Genomic DNA, 14,330 nt, shown 5'->3' on the forward strand with positions numbered 1-14,330 from the left:
CGCCATCGGGGCTCAGGCGGGTTTCGCGCAGGCGGTCCAGGCGTCGGCGACCATGTCCCGCAGCGTCGTGTGGACCGGCTTCCAGCCCAGCTCCCGCTGGATCTTCTCCGACGACGCCACCAGGACGGCCGGGTCGCCGGGACGGCGCGGCGCGACGGTCGTCGGGATGGGGTGCCCGGTCACCTGGCGGCAGACGTCCACGACCTCCTTGACCGAGAAGCCCGTGCCGCTGCCGAGGTTGTAGATCCGGTGCTCCCCGGGGGCGCAGGCGTCCAGGGCGAGCAGGTGCGCCCGGGCGAGGTCGACGACGTGGACGTAGTCGCGGACGCAGGTGCCGTCGGGCGTGGGGTAGTCGGTGCCGAAGACGCCGACCGACTCGCGCTCGCCGAGCGCCACCTTGAGGACGTTGGGGATCAGATGGGTCTCGACCGTGTGCCGCTCGCGGAACCCGCCGTACGCTCCCGCCACGTTGAAGTAACGCAGGCTGACCGCGCCCAGGCCGTACAGCCCGGCGAAGGCGGTGAGCGCGGTGTCCACGGCGAGCTTGGACGCGCCGTAGGGGTTGCCCGGGCGGGTCGGGTCGGTCTCCAGGATGGGCGTGCGCTCCGGCTCGCCGTAGGTGGCGGCGGTGGAGGAGAACACGATCCGGTTCACCCCGGTTTGCCGCATCGCGTCGAGCAGCGCCAGCGTGCCGCCGAGGTTGTGCGACCAGTACAGCCCCGGCTTCTCGACCGACTCGCCCACCAGCGACTTCGCCGCGAAGTGCAGCACGGCGTCGTACCCGTCGGCGAGCACGCCGCCGGCCTCGGTGATCGACGCCTGCACGAACGAGGCTCCGGACGGCACCGCGTCGGCGTGCCCGGTCGACAGGTCGTCGAGCACCGTCACCTGGTGCCCCTCCTCAAGGAGCTGCGCCGCCACGACGCTGCCGATGTATCCGGCTCCACCAGTAACCAGCAGCTTCACCGTTTGCTCCTGTTCGAGCTTGTTGGATTATGTACGTACAGGCCCTAGCTTACGCGCTTCCCATGAGGAGCGGGTTAAATGCCACCAGTACCGCAATCCCAGCAAGTCGCGGGGGTTGCGACGACCGGTCTGGCACGCCTGACATCCGAACGGACTGATGACGTTGAGCAACGTCGCGGTGACCATCGCCCTTGTCCTGATATTCATCCTGATCGGCGGATTCTTCGCCGCGGCCGAGATGGCGATGGTCTCACTGCGGGAGAGCCAGATCCGCCGCCTGAGCCGCGAGGGACGCCGAGGCGCGCGGGTGCAGAAGCTCGCCCGCGACCCCAACCGCTTCCTGTCCGCCATCCAGGTCGGGGTGACCGTGGCGACCGTGCTGTCGGCCGCGCTCGGCGCCGACGCGCTCGGCCCGCGGTTCGCCCCGGTCCTGGAGGCGTGGGGCCTGCGCAAGAGCGTGGCCGCGCCCGTCGCGTTCGTGGCCGTCACGATGTCCATCTCGTACGTGACGCTGGTGCTCGGCGAGCTGGCGCCCAAGCGGCTCGGCCGGCAGCGGGCGGAGAGCCTGTCGCTCATGACCGCCCCGCTGCTCGACCGGATCGCGACGCTGTCGAGGCCGGTGATCTGGCTGCTGTCCAAGTCGACCAACGGCATCGTGCGGCTGCTCGGCGGCAACCCGTCCGCCGACAGGGCGGCCATGACCACCGAGGAGCTGCGCGACATGGTGGTGGGCCACTCGGAGCTCACCCAGGACGAGCGCGACGTGATCGCCGAGGTGTTCGCGGCGGGCAAGCGGCAGCTCAGGGAGGTCATGCTGCCCCGCACGGAGGTCGAGTTCATGGCGGCGGACACCCCGCTCGCCGAGGCGGCCGTGCTCGCCGCCGCCATGCCGCACTCCCGGTTCCCCGTCTACCGCGACACCTACGACGACGTCATCGGGTTCGTCCACGTACGGGACCTGCTCGACCCGGTCCGCACCGGGCGCCTGGAGCCGATCAGCGAGGTCGTGCCGATCCGCCCGGTCAAGCTCGTGCCGGCGAGCAAACGGGTCCTCGCCACGCTCGCGGAGATGCGCGACGAGGGCCACCACCTCGCCATCGTGGTGGACGAGTACGGCGGCACCGACGGCATCGTGACGCTGGAGGACCTGGTCGAGGAGCTCGTGGGCGACATCCGCGACGAGTACGACGAGAGCGGCGACGCCGTACGGATGATCGCCGGGGACGTGGAGGTCGAGGGGCTGGTCAACCTCGACGAGTTCCACGCGCAGACGGGCGTGCGGCTGCCCAGCGGGCCGTACGAGACCCTGGGCGGTTACGTCATGGCCGCCCTCGGCCACCTGCCCCAGCGCGGCGAGGTCGCCGAGGCGCCGGGCGTCAGGCTGACCGTCACCGAGATGGACGGCCGCCGCGTCTCCCGCGTCCGCGTCACCCGCAATCCCCCCGAGGACGCGGCGGCGGCGGCCGGCTGAGCCCCGGGCCGCGTCTGTCGCGGGCAGCCCGCGACTGCTGACAGAATTGCCGTATGGCTCTTGCTCGCGTCCTGTCCGGTATCCAGCCCACCGCAGACTCGTTCCACCTGGGCAACTATCTCGGCGCCATCCGCCAGTACGTCGCGCTGCAGGACACCCATGAGGCCTTCTTCTTCATCGCCGACCTGCACGCGCTGACCGTCGCGCCCAAGCCCGAGGAGCTGCGCCGGCGCACCAGGATCGCCGCCGCCCAGCTGTTCGGCGCGGGGCTCGACCCGGAGCGCGCCGCGGTCTTCGCGCAGAGCCACGTGCGCGAGCACAGCGAGCTCGCCTGGTATCTGATCTGCCAGACCGGCATGGGCGAGGCCGGACGGATGACGCAGTTCAAGGACAAGTCCGCGCGGTACGGCGAGAGCTCGGCCAGCGTCGGCCTGTTCACCTATCCCATCCTCCAGGCGGCCGACATCCTGATCTACCAGGCCGACCAGGTGCCGGTCGGGGTGGACCAGAAGCAGCACCTGGAGCTCAGCCGCGACCTCGCGCAGCGCTTCAACAGCCGCTACGGCCAGACGTTCAAGGTGCCGAGCCCGTACATCCTCAAGGAGGTCGAGAAGATCACCGACCTCCAGGACCCGACCGCGAAGATGTCCAAGTCGTCGTCGAGCCCGCAGGGCATCCTCGACGTGCTCGAGGAGCCGGGCGCCCTGCGCAAGAAGGTCATGCGCGCGGTGACCGACACCGGCAGCGAGGTCGTCGCCGACGAGGAGAACAAGCCGGGCGTCACCAACCTGCTGCGGATCCTGTCCGCGCTGACCGGCACGCCGATCCCCGAGCTGGAGACGCGGTTCGCCGGGCAGGGATACGGCGCCTTCAAGAAGGAGGTCGCCGAGGCCGTCGTCGAGACGTTCTCCCCGATCCGGGAGCGTACGGAGAAGCTGCTGGCCGACGAGGCCGAGCTCGACCGGCTGCTGGTCGCCGGCGCCGCCCGTGCCCGCGCGGTGGCCCGCGAGACGATGGAGCAGGTCCGCGAGCGCCTCGGCCTTCTCCCCACACCGCACTTCGAGTAGACCGCGCCCGAGCCCGGCCACGGCACGGTCACGGCATGGTCACCGCCCCGGGCCGCGTCCGCCGCAGGCATCGGAACGCCCTCTACGGGTAGACAAAGCCGATGGGGATGGCGTTGGTCGACCAGGTCACGCGGCGCGTCGACGCGGTCCGCGCGTGGGGCCGGATGCGGATCGAGCATGACCGGATCCGCTTTTCCTGGCTCGACCACCTCATCCGGACGGTGCAGCGTTACCAGGTGCAGGCGGGGGACCGGCTGGCGGGCGCGATCACCTACTTCGCGTTCTTGTCGTTCTTCCCGGTGATCGCGCTGGCGTTCGCCCTGTTCGGATACGTCGTGACGATCCGCCCGGACGCGCTCGCCACGCTCACCGAGGCCATCAACAGCCAGCTTCCCGGGCTCGCGGACCAGCTCCACATTGACCAGCTCGCCGGGGCCCGGATCCGGGCCGGGGTCATCGGCCTGCTCGGCCTGCTGTACGCCGGGCTGGGCGCCATGGACGCCCTGCGCGGGGCCCTGCGCACCATCTGGATGACCTGCGAGCCGCCGCTCAACTACTTCCTGGGCAAGCTCCGCGACCTCGTCGCGCTCGTGCTCATGGGCCTCGCCATGCTGATCTCGGTGATCGTGAGCGGGTTCGCCACCGGGGCCACGAGCACGGTCGCCGGGTGGCTCGGCCTGGGCTCCTCGCCGCTGGCGGGCGCCGGGGTCTGGGTCGCCGGGATCGCCGGGAGCCTCGTCGCCGATCTGCTGCTCTTCCTGGTCATCCTCGGCTGGGTGGCCAAGCCGTCGCAGCCGTTCCTCGTCGTGCTCAAGGGCGCGCTGCTGGGCGCGGCCGGCTTCGGGGTGCTCAAGCAGCTCGCGGCGCTGATCCTGGCCGTCACCCTGCGCAACCCGGTGTACGGCACGTTCGCGGTCGTCGTGGGGCTGCTGCTGTGGATCAACCTGTCGGCCCGGGTCATCCTCTACGCCGCCGCGTGGACGGCGACGGCCACGCTCGGCCCGCCGCCCGAGCCCACCCCGCTCCCGTCACCGGCGACCACGCCCACGAGCGGCCCCGCCTGACCCCGGTCCTCAGCGTGTCCTCGCCGAGGCCGGCCGGGTCGATCAGCTCGGCCTCGCCGCGTCCTCACCGCGCCTCAGTGCGTCCTCACCGCGGGCGCAACCCGTTGAGCGCGGTCTCCACGACGCTGTCGGCGTACTCGGGGGTGAGCGGGCCGCTGCGCTGGAGCCACCGGTTGAGCAGCGGTCCCCACAGCATCTCGATGGCGACGTCCAGGTCCAGGTCGCCGGACAGCTGCCCGGCCCGCTGCGCGCTGCGCAGCCGCTGCTTCTTCAGCTCCTTCATCGGCCGGTCGAGCCGTTCCGCGTAGGTCGCGGCGAGCGCGGGGTCGTGCAGGATCTCCGTGTTGAGCGCGCGCATCGGCTCGTCGTAGCGCGGGTCGTTCAGCTCGGCCACGGTGGCGCGCAGGACCGTCTTCAGGTCGGCCTCCAGGTCGCCGGTGTCGGGCAGGGCCGCCGAGTCGTCCTCCCCCTCGGAGAGCATGAGGAACGCGTCGAAGAGCACCGCTCCCTTGGAGGGCCACCATCGGTAGATGGTCTGCTTGCCGACCCCGGCCCGGGCGGCGATCCCCTCGATGCTCAGCTTCGCGTAACCGACCTCGCCGACGAGTTCGAACGCCGCGGTGAGGATGGCCCGCCGCGAGGCCTCGCTGCGGCGTCTGGTGCCGGGGGCCGTGGCGTGCTGTGCCGTCATGGCCACGAACCTACCAGAAGCGAGACGAGACGATTCGTCTTGACAAATGCCGGCGGCGGCACGAGGATCAGCGAACAAGACGAGACGTATCGTCTAGCTATCGCAAAATCGATTGGAGCCGCCATGCGTACGCCGACGCCCACAGGCCAGGGACGGGTCTGGTTCATCACCGGAGCGGGACGGGGTCTCGGCCGCGCCTTCGCCCGGGCCGCCTTGGAGACCGGGGACCGGGTGGTCGCCGCGACCAGGACCGTGGCGCCGCTGGCGGACCTGGCCGCCGGCCACGAGGACAGGCTGCTCGTGCTCCCTCTGGACGTCACCGACCGCGCCGCGGTCTTCGCGGCGGTCGCCCGGGCGACCGAGCGCTTCGGCCGGCTCGACGTCGTGGTGAACAACGCCGGCGTCCTTTCCATGGGGATGGTCGAGGAGTTCACCGAGGCCGAGGCCCGAGCGCAGATGGAGACGAACTTCTTCGGCGCGCTGTGGGTCAGTCAGGCCGTCCTGCCCTGTCTGCGCGCCCAGAGGTCCGGGCACATCGTGCAGATCTCCAGTATCGGAGCGCTCGGCGGCTTCCCCACCACGGGGCTGTACAGCGCGAGCAAGTTCGCCCTGGAGGGCATGAGCGAGGCGCTGGCGATGGAGGCCGCGAGGTTCGGGGTCAAGCTCACCATCGTCGAGCCCGGCGGCTACTGGACCGGCCTGTACACCGGCATGACCACGGCCACGCCGCTGCCGGACTACGCCCCTCTGCGGGCCGAGCTGGAGAAACAGTGGGCCGAGGGGTCGGTGGACAGCGATCCACGGCTGGCCGCCGAGGCCGTGCTGAAGCTCGTCGGCAGCGACGACCCCCCGCTGCGGCTGCTGCTGGGCGGCACGGCCTACGACCTGGCCTTCGACGTCTCCCGGCAGCGCATGGAGACATGGGCCCGCTGGGAGGAGGTCAGCCGCGCGGCCGAGCACGCCATCCCCGCCCCTCCCGATCTCTAATCGGGCGCGTCGCCGGGCGTCCTACGGCGCCGGCGCAGGCCGTACGCACCGGCGGCGAGGACGACGAGGGCGCCGCCGCCGATCAGCAGGGGTGTGGTCACGCCCGAGCTCTTCGCGGCGGGGTCCTCGCCACGTGCCCTGGCCGCCCCCGCCGTGTCCGCGCCCGGCGTCGGAGAGCCGGGCCGTACGGCCAGGGGGGAGGACGAGGGCTTGGCGTCGGGCACGGGCGCGACCAGCTGGCCCACGGGCGTCACCTTGCCTCTCGCGGCGAAGCCCCAGTCGAGCAGCTTGGAGACCTCCTCCCAGAAGCCGCCGGGGTGATGCATGATCGCGACGATGACGGTGTGGCCGTCGCGCCTGGCCGCGCCCACGAAGCTGCCCAGGGCCTTGGACGTCCAGCCGTTCTTGACTCCGAGCATGCCCTTGTAGCGGCCCAGGAGCCTGTTGTGGTTGGCCATCTCGTAGTAGGCGGGCCGGGGAGACTCGCTGGCCTCGGCGTCGTCGCGGCGCTTCTTCCTGTCCTTCTTGAGGTAGTCCTTGGGCGCGGGGAACTTGGCGACCTTCGTGCTGACGTACTCGCGGAAGTCCGGCATCGCCAGCCCGGCCCGCGCGATCAGCGCGAGGTCGTAGGCCGAACTGCGCTGGCCCGGCTGGTCCAGGCCGTTCGGCGTCTTGGCCACCGTGTCGTACGCCTGGAGCCTGCGGGCCTCCTTGTTCATGTCGGCGAGCGTCTTCTTCAGGCCGCCGTTGGCCTCGGCCAGCGCGACCGCCGCGTCGTTGCCGGAGACCATGAGCAGCGCCCGCATGAGGTCGTCGACCTTGTAGATCGGCTCGGGGACGATGCCGACGGCGCTGCCCTCCACGTTGCAGGCCGCCTCGCTCGGCTTGACCTTGCGGTTCTTGTCGAGCCTGGGGATCAGCGTGACGGCCGTCAGCGTCTTGAGCGTGCTCGCCGGCAGGTAGTGCCCGTGCGGGTCCTTGGCCGCGAGCACCTGGCCGGTCTCGGCGTCGGCGACGACGTACGACGAGGCCTCGGTCTTGGGCGGCGCCTTGACTCCCGCGGGGGCGATGATCCCGTGGCCGGCGAGCAGGTCCCCGCCGACGGTGCCGTTTCCCGTGCCGTTCTCCGCCACGGCCGTGCCGATCTCCCGCGGCGCCAGGTCCGGTACGGCCGGCGCGCCCGCGGCGGGAGGGGCGCCGAGCAGCGCCGTCGTCAGCACCCCCGCCGTCGTCACGGTGGCGGCGAGGACACGATGATTCGTCCGCATAGGTGGCTCAGCCTAGCCTCGACTGCCTTCGCATGAAGCGACATATGCCCCATATGCCACAGGGCCACGCGGGGGGTCGCCGATACTGTGAGCCATGACGAGACGTGTATCTGTCTTTCTCGTGGCACTCGCCGCCTTCATGATCTTCGAATGGATCAACCTCGCCTTCAACCTCGCCGACGGGCATGAGACGTCCTTCTACGTCGTCCACGGCGTGCTCGTCGCGGTGAACATCCTCCTGGCACTGGCGCTCGGTGCCGTCGGCGTGCGGGGATGGATGAGGGGTAGGGCCTGATCTGGAAACGACCTTGTCCGATGTGACCTGAGTGTCCACAGGGACCGAACGTGATGGAGGCAAGCTTTGGCGATCGACTTCAATCCCTCGCGTGGCGCGACGCTCGGCGTGGAGTGGGAGCTTCAGCTCGTCGACAGGCACACGCGTCATCTGCGCCAGGACGCCAAAGAGGTGCTCGCCGCGGTGCCCGACCTCAGTGAGGGGCAGCGGCCCAAGGCCATGCACGAGCTCATGCAGTCGCAGATCGAGATCGTCACGGACGTCTGCCACACCGTGGCGGAGGCGGTGCAGGACCTGAAGAAGAGCCTCGGGCGGCTGGCCGAGGCCGTCGAGCCGCGCGGCACGGGGCTCGCCTGCACGGGGACCCACGCGATCAGCGACTGGCGCGACGCGGTCTACGCGCCCAACCAGCGCTACGTGGAGCTGGTCGAGGAGATGCAGTGGCTCGCCTGGCGGATCCAGACGTTCGGCGTGCACGTCCACGTGGGGGTCAAGGAGCGGGACAAGGTCATTCCGATCGTCAACGCCCTCGCGGCGTACCTGCCGCACTTCCTCGCGCTCACCTCCTCCAGCCCCTACTGGGGCGGGCAGGACACCGGGCTGGCGTCGAGCCGGGCCATCGTCTTCGGCTCGCTGCCCACGGCCGGGCCGCCGCACCTGCTCGCGGACTGGGCCGAGTTCGAGGAGTACATGGACACGCTGCTGCGGGCGGGCACGATCCGCAGCATCAAGGAGGTGTGGTGGGACATCCGGCCGCATCCCGACTTCGGCACCATCGAGATCAGGATGTTCGACGGGATCCCGACGCCGCGCGAGGTCGGCATGGTGACCGCGCTGTCCCAGTGCCTCGTGCAGCAGTTCGACCAGCAGCTCGACCGGGGGTACAAGCTGCCGCATCCGGCGGCGTGGGTGGTGCGCGACAACAAGTGGCGCGCCACGCGGTACGGCCTCGACGCGGACGTCATCACCGACGACCACGGCTCCACGGCGCCGGTGCGCGACGTATTGTATGAACTTCAGCGCGAACTCGAACCGGTCGCCGAACGGCTCGGCTGCGTCGACGAACTGGCGGTCGTGACCGAGGTGCTGGAGCAGGGCAGCTCATCCGAGCGCCAGCGGGCGATCCTCGCCGACGGAGGGACCCTCCAGGACGTGGTCGACGCCACGCTCATCGAGCTCGCGGAGGACAGGTTCGTGACCTCGAACCCCAACCGCGAGATCGGACAATCGGGCAGCTGACTGGGTAGGGCCTGACATGTCCGGCAACAGTGCCCCAGTTCTGGCAACGTGCGGAGGCCGGCGTAAATACTGGGCAATTCGCCGTATCGGAGGGTCGCGGCGTGAAAGGATTGTGATTGAAGGGTCGGTGGAGGCGAGGCGCCCGCTCGACCCTTTTGGGCTTTTTTGTGACTTTTAATGATCATATGGTGATCCGGCGACCCGTGGCGGGACGGCTCGCCGGAGAAGGGAAGTTCCGTGGCCACCTCATCGAAGCTCGCAACGCCGGACGCGGCCGTGCCGGGAAGCAACGACCTGGCCGGGCAACTGGCGGAATTCCTTCGCGGGCACAACGATGAGCTGATCGAGTTCCGGCGCGACGTACACGCGCACCCGGAGATCGCCTTCAGCGAGCATCGCACGACAGAGAAGATCGCTGAGCGGCTGACGGACGCCGGGCTCACCCCGCACCCGCTGTCGCGCGGCACCGGCCTGTGGGTGGACCTCGGCAGGGACGAGGGCCCCACGGTCGCCCTGCGCGCGGACATCGACGCGCTGCCCATGGAGGACGAGAAGGACGTCCCCTACCGGTCCACGAACTCGAACGCGTGCCACGCCTGCGGTCACGACGTGCACACGGCGATCGTCCTCGGCGCGGGGCTGTTCCTGGCGTCGCAGGCCGACGCGGGAGCCCTCCCCGGCCGGGTGCGGCTGATCTTCCAGCCGGCCGAGGAGGTCGCGGGCGGCGCGCTGGAGGTCATGCGCGACGGCGGCCTGAACGAGGTCGACCGCATCTTCGCGGTGCACTGCGACCCGCGTCTCGACGTCGGTCACGTCGGCCTGCGGACCGGCCCGATCACCGGGTCCTGCGACAGCCTGCGCATCCGCGTCGCCGGTCCGGGCGGGCACACCGCCCGGCCGCACCTGACCGTGGACCTCGTCTACGCGCTCAGCAAGATCGTAACCGAGCTGCCGGCCGCGCTGTCACGCCGCGTGGACCCCCGCTCCAGCCTCAGCCTCGTGTGGGGTCAGATCTCCGCGGGCTCGGTGGCCAACGCGATCCCGGACGTCGGGGTCGCCCAGGGCACGGTCAGGTCGCTCGACGAGGAGGCCTGGCACCAGGCTCCCGACCTGGTCAAGGCCCTGCTCGACTCGGTCGCCGGCGCGTACGGCGTGGAGGCCGAGATCGACTACCGGCGCGGCACTCCGCCCACGGTGAACGAGGCCACCAGCATCCAGATGCTGCACGACGCGGTGACCCAGATCGTCGGCGACGGGGCGGCCGTGCCCACGCCGCAGAGCCTCGGCGGCGAGGACTTCTCCTGGTACCTCGAGTCGGTGCCCGGCGCGCTCGCCCGGCTGGGCACCCGCCCGGTGGGGGCCGTCGACGAGGTCGACATCCACCGGCCGCAGTTCGACGTCGACGAGCGGGCGATCGGGATCGGCGTGAAGGTACTCGCCGCCACGGCGCTGACCGCGCTGTGGGGCGGCGCCCGCTGACCCGCGCCCGCCGAACCGGCCGAGTAGCACACCGCCCGTGCCCGACGCATCCCCCCTGCGCCCGGAAGATCCCCGGCATCTCGGGGACTACCGTCTCACCGGCCGCCTTGGCGTAGGCGGCCAGGGAGTGGTCTTCCTCGGCGCGGCCGGCGCGTCGGGCGGGCCGGTGGCCGTGAAGCTCCTGCACGCGCGGCTCGACGACGCATCCGCCCGGCGCGGGTTCGCCCGGGAGATCGAGGCGGTGCGCCGGGTGGCGCCCTTCTGCACCGCGCAGGTCCTCGACGCCGACCTGGACGGCGACCGGCCGTACATCGTGAGCGAGTACGTCGACGGCCCCTCCCTGCGCGAGCACGTGCGGGCGGCGGGCCCGCGGACGGGCGGCGACCTCGACCGGGTCGCCGTGGGGACGGCCACCGCGCTGGCCGCGATCCACCGGGCGGGGGTCGTCCACCGCGACTTCAAGCCGGGCAACGTGCTCCTCGGCTCCGACGGGCTGCGGGTCGTCGACTTCGGCATCTCCCGCCTCGCCGACGCCACCGCGACGACGGGAGACCCGGTCGGCACCCCGGCCTACATCGCCCCCGAGCAGCTCCAAGGGCGGCCCGCGGGACCGGCGGCGGACCTGTTCTGCTGGGCGCTCACGCTCGTCTACGCGGCGAGCGGCAGGCAGGCCTACACCGGTGACACGCACGCGGCCGTGATGGCCCGCATCCTGTACGGGACGCCGGACCTCGGGCCGCTCACCGGCCTGCTGAAAGACCTCGTCGTGGCGTGCCTGGCCGCGGAACCGGCCGACCGGCCGGACGCGGGACAGGTGCTGAGCGCCCTGCTCGGCCGAGTCCCGGGGCGACCGGGTCCGGCCGCGCCGAATCCTCCCGTGTCCACTGCCACCGAGCCGGTTCCGGCCGGACCCGAGCGGACGGAGCCTGAGCGGACGGAGCCTGAGCGGACGGAGCCTGAGCGGACGGAGCCCGACCGGGTGGCGCACGACCGGACCGGCAAACGACGTCCCGGGCGAGCGCGCGTGGTCGCACTGGCCGCCTCGATCTCCGCGGTCGCCGTCCTCGCCGCGCTGGGCGTCGTGTGGGCGCTGACGGACCGCGGGCCCGGACGCCTCGACGGGACCTGGACAGGCGTCGCCACCCATCCCTCGGCCGGCCGGGTCTTCCCGGTCGAGATCCGTCTCGCCGAGCCGGCGCGGATGCGGTGGGGCGCCGACCTGCACTGCTCCGGCCGTCTCACCCCCGCGGGCGGGTCGGACGCGGTGCTCGTGCTGACCCTCGACCGGGTGAAAGGCGACGCCTGTCATCCGGGAAACGTCACGATCACGTGGCGGGGCGAGAGCGCCGCCGGCTTCGAGGTGACGCGCGAAGGGGAACAGGCCGCCCGCTATTCGGGATCCCTTACCCGCACAAAATAACTCAATTGGGATGAACCTGTCATGAGATGCGGCGCGTTCCCCGCCCTCGTCGAGGGGTATCGCGGACAGTGGGACCACCCTCCTGGTTAGGAGGTCCGATTGCGGGCGTTCCGGGCGGTGACGGCGGGCGCCGTCGCCGCCGCCGTTGCCGCCGCCGCGGGCTGTCACGGCGGGGCGGACGCCGCGCCGCCGCGCACCGGCCCACTGCGGGTCGGGCTCGCGTACGACATCGGCGGACGGGGCGACAAGTCGTACAACGACGCCGCGGCCGCCGGGATCGACGAGGCCGCGCGCAACCTGAGCGGCATGCGGGTGAAGGAGGTGGCGGCCGCGCGGGGCGAGCCCGCCGGCCGGAAGGTGGAGCGGGTGCGGGCGCTCGCCGAGGCCGGGTACGACCCGATCATCGCCGTCGGCTACTCGTACGCTCCGGCGCTGAGGCGGATCGCTCCGCGGTTCCCCCGGACGCGCTTCGCCATCCTGGACGAGCCGTCCGTGTCGGGTCCCAACATCACGAATCTGCTGTTCGCCGAGGAGCAGGGCTCGTTCCTGATGGGCGCGGCGGCGGCCATGAAATCACGCACCGGCGACGTCGGCTTCGTCGGGGGCAACCGCTCCCCCCTGGTCAGGAAGTTCGAGGCCGGCTACGTCCAGGGTGTGAAGCACGTGAACCGGCGGGCGCGGATCAGGATCGCCTATCTCAACGGCCCCCACGACCTCCGGGGATTCGAGAGCCCGGCGAAGGCGCGCAGGGCCGCCCGGCGCATGTACTGCGCGGGCGCCGACGTGGTCTACCAGGTGGCCGGGGCCTCGGGGGCCGGGGTGTTCCGCGCGGCGAAGGACGCGGGGGCGTGGGCGATCGGCGTCGACTACGACCAGGCCAAGAGCGCCGACCCCGCGGTGCGCGACGTGATCCTGACCTCCATGATCAAACGGATCGACGTCGCCGTCTACGACTTCCTCGCCGACGTGGCCGATCGGACCGTCACCAGCGGTCCGGTGGTGTACGACCTCAAGCTCGGCGGTGTCGACTACACCCTCACGGGCGGCCACATCACGGACATCCAGCCGCGCCTGGAACAGCTCAAGCAGGAGATCATCCACGGCAGGGTCAAGGTTTCCCCAGGCTGACGCCCCGGTCACGGTGCGGCGTGGGCTCAATAACGGACATGTTGCGGACTGGTGTGCGGGTTTGGTCTATGCAGGTCAAACAACTATCTTCCGTGCAGGGTTGCCGTGCGTTCCTGCGTGCGTGCGACGAGAGTCAGACGGGCGCGGAACGGAAGGGGAGTCACGACCTTGCTCCACAATCGAATCAGCAGACTGGCCGCCGCCACCGCGGGCGGCGCCTTGCTCATGGCCGCCGCCGCGTGTGGAGGTGGTGGCGAAGGCGCCACGACCGAGGCCTCGGCCGGCGCGTCCTCCGCGCCGCCCGCCGCCGCACAGGCCAAGGTCGGCCTGGCGTACGACATCGGCGGCCGCGGCGACGGTTCCTTCAACGACGCGGCCGCGGCCGGCCTGGACAAGGCCGTGTCGGAGCTCAAGGTCGAGAAGAAGGAACTGGAGGCGACCGCGGGCGAGACCGACGCCCAGAAGGAGGAGCGGCTGCGCCTGCTCGCCTCCGGGGGCTTCAACCCGGTCATCGCGGTGGGCTTCGCCTACTCCGGTTCCGTGGCGAAGGTCGCCAAGGAGTTCCCCGAGGTCAAGTTCGCCATCGTGGACGACGACGCCGCGAAGGGCGACAACATCACGAACCTGATGTTCGCCGAGGAGCAGGGGTCGTTCCTCGTCGGCGTCGCGGCGGCGCTGAAGTCCGAGAAGGGCAACGTCGGCTTCGTGGGCGGCGTCGACGTGCCGCTGATCCACAAGTTCGAGGCGGGCTTCGAGGCCGGTGCGAAGGCCGTCAAGCCGGACATCAAGATCCAGAGCAAGTACCTCACCCAGCCCCCGGACTTCAGCGGCTTCGGTGACCCGGCCAAGGGCAAGACGGCCGCGCAGGGCATGTACGACGCCGGCGCGGACGTGGTCTACCAGGCGGCCGGCGGTTCCGGCGCGGGCGTCTTCGAGGCGGCCCAGGCCGCGAAGGCGACGGCCATCGGCGTCGACTCCGACCAGGCGGCGCTCCCGGCGTACGCCGGCTTCAAGGACGTGATCATCACCTCGATGATCAAGAAGGTCGACGTGGCGGTCTTCGACTTCCTGAAGAACTACAGCACCGGTGCGGTCAAGTCGGGCCCGTCCGTCTACGACCTCAAGGCGGGCGGCGTGGACTACTCCACGACCGGCGGCAAGATCGACGACATCAAGTCGAAGATCGACGAGTACAAGCAGAAGATCATCAACGGCGAGATCTCGGTCCCGACGTCCTGACCTGCGTAATCGAGGG

Annotated in this window: 13 protein-coding genes; 10 read left to right on the forward strand and 3 right to left on the reverse strand. The window is 71.0% G+C overall.

All coding sequences use genetic code 11. The annotated features are described in order from the left end of the window. Window positions 1–12: 12 nt before the first annotated feature. Complete coding sequence (gene galE, locus HHX30_RS28495; RefSeq protein ID WP_169985379.1) at window positions 13–966, reverse strand: UDP-glucose 4-epimerase GalE; 954 nt, start codon at window positions 964–966, stop codon at window positions 13–15. 157 nt (window positions 967–1,123) lie between these two features. On the opposite strand from galE, the gene HHX30_RS28500 reads away from it, so the two are divergent. The 3 genes from HHX30_RS28500 (at window position 1,124) to HHX30_RS28510 (ending at window position 4,568) form a co-directional block, all read left to right on the forward strand. Then, complete coding sequence (locus tag HHX30_RS28500) at window positions 1,124–2,437, forward strand: hemolysin family protein (RefSeq protein ID WP_249350532.1); 1,314 nt, start codon at window positions 1,124–1,126, stop codon at window positions 2,435–2,437. Window positions 2,438–2,490: 53 nt separating this feature from the next. Then, window positions 2,491–3,504, forward strand: a complete 1,014-nt coding sequence (trpS, locus tag HHX30_RS28505) for a tryptophan--tRNA ligase (RefSeq protein WP_169985380.1) — start codon at window positions 2,491–2,493, stop codon at window positions 3,502–3,504. A 101-nt stretch (window positions 3,505–3,605) separates the two neighbouring features. Continuing rightward, window positions 3,606–4,568, forward strand: a complete 963-nt coding sequence (locus HHX30_RS28510; protein ID WP_249350533.1) for a YihY/virulence factor BrkB family protein — start codon at window positions 3,606–3,608, stop codon at window positions 4,566–4,568. 85 nt (window positions 4,569–4,653) lie between these two features. Here HHX30_RS28510 and HHX30_RS28515 read toward each other — a convergent pair whose 3' ends face one another. Continuing rightward, complete coding sequence (locus tag HHX30_RS28515) at window positions 4,654–5,259, reverse strand: TetR/AcrR family transcriptional regulator (protein WP_169985382.1); 606 nt, start codon at window positions 5,257–5,259, stop codon at window positions 4,654–4,656. A gap of 123 nt (window positions 5,260–5,382) precedes the next feature. On the opposite strand from HHX30_RS28515, the gene HHX30_RS28520 reads away from it, so the two are divergent. Then, window positions 5,383–6,246 carry an SDR family oxidoreductase gene (locus HHX30_RS28520; RefSeq protein ID WP_169985384.1) on the forward strand — a complete coding sequence of 288 codons (864 nt, stop codon included), beginning with the start codon at window positions 5,383–5,385 and terminating at the stop codon, window positions 6,244–6,246. Here the strand turns inward: HHX30_RS28520 and HHX30_RS28525 are convergent. Continuing rightward, entirely contained in the window at window positions 6,243–7,514 is a 1,272-nt protein-coding gene (locus tag HHX30_RS28525) for a D-alanyl-D-alanine carboxypeptidase (protein WP_169985386.1), read from the reverse strand. The genes HHX30_RS28520 and HHX30_RS28525 overlap by 4 nt on opposite strands. Window positions 7,515–7,608: 94 nt before the next feature. Between HHX30_RS28525 and HHX30_RS28530 the strand changes: the two genes are divergently transcribed. From HHX30_RS28530 to HHX30_RS28555, 6 genes are all read left to right on the forward strand, one after another. Beyond that, window positions 7,609–7,809 carry an SCO4848 family membrane protein gene (locus HHX30_RS28530; RefSeq protein WP_169985388.1) on the forward strand — a complete coding sequence of 67 codons (201 nt, stop codon included), beginning with the start codon at window positions 7,609–7,611 and terminating at the stop codon, window positions 7,807–7,809. A 66-nt stretch (window positions 7,810–7,875) separates the two neighbouring features. Beyond that, complete coding sequence (locus HHX30_RS28535; protein WP_169985390.1) at window positions 7,876–9,048, forward strand: glutamate--cysteine ligase; 1,173 nt, start codon at window positions 7,876–7,878, stop codon at window positions 9,046–9,048. A 237-nt stretch (window positions 9,049–9,285) separates the two neighbouring features. After that, on the forward strand, window positions 9,286–10,527 hold the full coding sequence (locus HHX30_RS28540) for an amidohydrolase (protein ID WP_169985392.1): 1,242 nt from the start codon (window positions 9,286–9,288) through the stop codon (window positions 10,525–10,527). A 37-nt stretch (window positions 10,528–10,564) separates the two neighbouring features. Next, entirely contained in the window at window positions 10,565–11,947 is a 1,383-nt protein-coding gene (locus tag HHX30_RS28545) for a protein kinase domain-containing protein (protein WP_311922896.1), read from the forward strand. Window positions 11,948–12,046: 99 nt separating this feature from the next. Beyond that, a complete protein-coding gene (locus HHX30_RS28550; RefSeq protein ID WP_169985393.1) occupies window positions 12,047–13,075 on the forward strand; it encodes a BMP family protein in 1,029 nt (342 codons plus the stop codon). A gap of 168 nt (window positions 13,076–13,243) precedes the next feature. Beyond that, window positions 13,244–14,314, forward strand: coding sequence for a BMP family protein (locus HHX30_RS28555; RefSeq protein ID WP_249350534.1), 1,071 nt, complete (start codon window positions 13,244–13,246; stop codon window positions 14,312–14,314). The last annotated feature ends 16 nt before the right edge of the window (window positions 14,315–14,330 follow it).

The organism is Microbispora sp. H10836 (genome assembly GCF_012999525.1).
GTDB lineage: Bacteria > Actinomycetota > Actinomycetes > Streptosporangiales > Streptosporangiaceae > Microbispora.